Source organism: Arthrobacter sp. ZBG10 (assembly GCF_001238605.1).
Classification (GTDB): domain Bacteria; phylum Actinomycetota; class Actinomycetes; order Actinomycetales; family Micrococcaceae; genus Arthrobacter.
Window position 1 is genome coordinate 1 of record NZ_LFQH01000090.1, and the last position, 3,016, is coordinate 3,016.

2 protein-coding genes are annotated in these 3,016 nt (G+C 62.6%); both read left to right on the forward strand.

Annotated elements, in window-relative coordinates; genetic code table 11:
• Positions 1-140 precede the first annotated feature (140 nt).
• Entirely contained in the window at positions 141-1,817 is a 1,677-nt protein-coding gene (gene istA / locus ACU18_RS17895; RefSeq protein ID WP_050687831.1) for an IS21 family transposase, read from the forward strand.
• Entirely contained in the window at positions 1,814-2,653 is an 840-nt protein-coding gene (gene istB, locus ACU18_RS17900) for an IS21-like element helper ATPase IstB (protein WP_050687830.1), read from the forward strand. Before istA ends, istB begins: the two co-directional genes overlap by 4 nt.
• The last annotated feature ends 363 nt before the right edge of the window (positions 2,654-3,016 follow it).

The following is a 3,016-nucleotide window of genomic DNA, read 5'->3' on the forward strand; positions in this document are numbered from 1 at the left end:
GAATATGGCAGTTTGATTCAGGACCGGTGTGACGGCTTGAATCAGGACCACCCACGACTCGCCGGTTGCTTGTGACGGTTTGAGTCAGGACCACTCCAGTGTTGTTTTCATCTGATGAAAGCGAGCATTTGGAGGTCCGGATGAGGGTGCGCATGGAGCTGTTTGCCAAGATCCGCAGAGACGCCCGCGTTGAGGGCTTGTCGATCCGTGGGCTGGCAAAGCGGTACCACATCGGCAGGGACACAGTCCGACAGGCCTTGTCCGACCCTGTCCCACCGTCGCGGAAGACGCCCGCGAGGTCTTCGCCCCGGCTGGACCTGTTCAAGCCCGCGATCGATGCCATGCTGAACGAGGACACGACCGCGCCGCGAAAGCAGCGCCACACCGCTAGGAGGATCCTGGCCCGGCTTCTTGAGGAGCACGGAGCGGAGGAGCTGTCGTATTCGACCGTTCGTGACTACGTGCGGGTGCGCCGGGCCCAGATCGATGTGGAAGCCGGCCGCCGGGTGGAGGTGTTCGTGCCCCAAGAACATGCCCCGGGCGCGGAGGCGGAGGTGGACTTCGGTGAAGTCTGGGTCGTCCTGGACGGTGTGAAGACGAAATGCCATATGTTCGTTTTCCGTCTTTCGCACTCGGGCAAGGCCATCCATCGGATTTACCCGACCCAGGCCCAAGAAGCTTTCCTCGAGGGACATCTTGAAGCGTTCCAGGTCTTGGGCGGCATCCCGACAAAACACATCCGCTATGACAACCTCACCAGCGCGGTGACCGCGGTGGTGTTCGGGCAGGGCCGGGAGCGCCTGGAGAATGACAGATGGTTGCTGTTCCGCTCGCACTATTGCTTCGATGCCTTCTACTGCCAGCCCGGGATAGACGGAGCCCACGAAAAAGGCGGGGTTGAAGGAGAGGTTGGCTGGTTCCGGCGGAACAGACTCTCGCCCATGCCCGTCACGGAGTCCCTGGACGAGCTCAACGAACGGATTCGGGCTTGGGAGGCCAAGGACGATCGACGGCGGATCAATGACAGGATCCGCACCATCGGCCAGGACTTCGCCGCCGAACGGCCGTTCCTGGGACCGTTGCCGGGAGAGGTCTTTGATCCGGGCCTGACGCTCACGCCGCGGGTAGACAGGTCCTCGCTGATCACGGTGCGGATGGTGAAGTATTCCGTCCCGGCACGGTTCATCGGCCGGAAAGTCCGGGTATCCTTGCGGGCGTCCGAGGTTGTGGTGTTCGACGGCCGGGCCGTGGCAGCCAGGCATCAGCGGATCGCCGCCAAACACGGGCAGTCAGTCCAGCTGGATCACTACCTGGAGGTCCTCAAAACCAAACCGGGCGCCCTGCCCGGTTCCACGGCCTTGGCCCGGGCGCGGGAGTCCGGGGCGTTCACCAGCGCCCATGAGGCGTTCTGGGCTGCCTCCCGCCGGGTCAACGGCGACGCCGATGGGACCCGTGAACTTATCGACGTCCTGCTGCTCCACCGCTCGATGACCGCCGGCGACATCCAGGCCGGGATCACTGCGGCGCTGGAGGTGGGTGCTGTCAGCGCCGACGTCGTAGCGGTCGAGGCCCGCAGACACGCAACGACTTCTTCCGTGGGTGGGTCCGGTTCGGACCGTCATCCCGGTGCTCGAGAAGACGTGAATGTGCACCGTGTTGTCAGCCTGACCCAGCGCCGGCTCATGGACCCGGCCGCCGTCATCGCCGGGCTCCCTCCCGACACCCGACCCGTGCCCTCGATCAGTGCCTATGACGAGCTGCTGGCCAAACGCACCCAAGAACCCGAAGGAACCGCGTCGAAGGAAAACATCTCATGAGTCCCACCGCACCGGCCACCACCATTACCCCTACCCTGCGCCGGCGGCGCGGCCTCACCGAGCAGGCCGCCGTCGCTGCCGTGGACCAAGCCTGCCGCCGGCTACGCCTGCCAACCATCCGGGCGGTCCTGGACGAAGCCCTGACCGTCGCAGGCAAGGAACAACTGACCTATCAGGGCTTTTTGGCCGAACTGTTGCTGGCGGAATGTGATGACCGGGACCGGCGCTCCTCGATCCGCCGGGTAAAAGCAGCGAACTTTCCGCGGGACAAATGGCTCGGGGATTTCGATTTCGACGCAAACCCGAACATCAACCCCGCCACCATCCACACGCTCGCGACCGGGGACTGGATCCGTAAAGGTGCACCTCTCTGCCTGATCGGGGACTCCGGAACCGGCAAATCCCACCTACTCATCGGCCTCGGCACCGCCGCGGCGGAGAAGGGATACCGGGTCAAGTACACCCTGGCTACCAGGCTCGTAAACGAACTCGTCGAAGCCGCCGACGAAAAGATGCTGGCCAAGACCATCGCTCGCTACGGCCGCGTCGACCTGCTCTGCATCGATGAGCTCGGTTATATGGAACTGGACCGGCGCGGCGCCGAACTCCTCTTCCAGGTCCTCACCGAAAGGGAAGAGAAGAACTCCATTGCCATCGCTTCCAACGAATCCTTCTCAGGCTGGACCAAGACCTTCACCGACCCGCGTCTCTGCGCCGCCATCGTGGACAGGCTCACCTTCAATGGCGCCATCATCGAAACCGGCACCGACTCCTACCGCCTCGCCCACACCCTCGCTCAACAACCGCAGGCTAACCGGGGCGGGCCAACGGACTAGGAACGAGGAGGGCCAGGTGTCCTGGTAGATGAGCGACCGCGGATGATCTTGAGGATCACGAGGACGGTCACGATGGCGACGAAAACAATCCCCATGATCATGCGATTCGTGGACAGCGGGGGCCAGAAGATTGTTCCGCAGATCAGATACAGCAACCCTATTTGCCACCACGACGGATCTTGATACCGCATCTCAACTCCTGAGGTGAAGAAAGTCATCCGAGTGTAAATCGCGAAACGCAAGATACTGTCCTATTTTTAGGATTCCCACAGTGGAATTGCTCTTGCATGCGCCCGGACAGCGACTCGTGGGTGGTCCTGAATCAAACCGTCTCAGCGGTCCTGAATCGAGTTGACATACTCA

Bases quoted from the DNA above. Each gene is read 5' to 3' on its own strand.
- istA (WP_050687831.1), top strand. From the start codon at position 141: ATGAGGGTGCGCATGGAGCTGTTTGCCAAGATCCGCAGAGACGCCCGC.
- istB (WP_050687830.1), top strand. From the start codon at position 1,814: ATGAGTCCCACCGCACCGGCCACCACCATTACCCCTACCCTGCGCCGG.